General features: G+C 63.0%; 1 protein-coding gene. It reads left to right on the top strand.

The annotated features are described in order from the left end of the window. Positions 1–12: 12 nt before the first annotated feature. On the top strand, positions 13–378 hold a 366-nt coding region (locus SB822_RS55330), incomplete at its 3' end, for a glycosyltransferase family 2 protein (RefSeq protein WP_410858875.1).

The following is a 378-nucleotide window of genomic DNA, read 5'->3' as shown; positions in this document are numbered from 1 at the left end:
AAGGCGACGCCCATGTCCATTCCCGTGCCCTCCGCCGAGCCAGCCAAAGTGTCGATCTGCGTGCCGACCTGCAACCGGCCGGAGCTGATCGTCGAGTGCATCGACTCGTGTCTTGCGCAGACCTACGGCAATCTGGAAATCGTGATCGGCGACGATTCAAACGATGCGCGCACCGCGCAACTGCTCGCGTCGCGTTATCCGCACGAGTTGAGCGAAGAGCGCATCCGTTATGCGAGGAACGAGCCGCCGCTTGGCCAGGCGCGCAACGTCGCGAGCCTGTTCGAGCGCGCGCTCGGCGACAAGATTCTGCTGCTTCACGACGACGACCTGCTCACCACCGACGGCGTCGAAAAACTCGTGTCGCTGTGGAAGCTGCAT

The organism is Paraburkholderia sp. SIMBA_054, from assembly GCF_046534875.1.
Classification (GTDB): Bacteria; Pseudomonadota; Gammaproteobacteria; order Burkholderiales; family Burkholderiaceae; genus Paraburkholderia; species Paraburkholderia hospita.
Note: the sequence above shows the minus strand (reverse complement) of the source record. Positions and strands in the feature narration are given on the sequence as shown.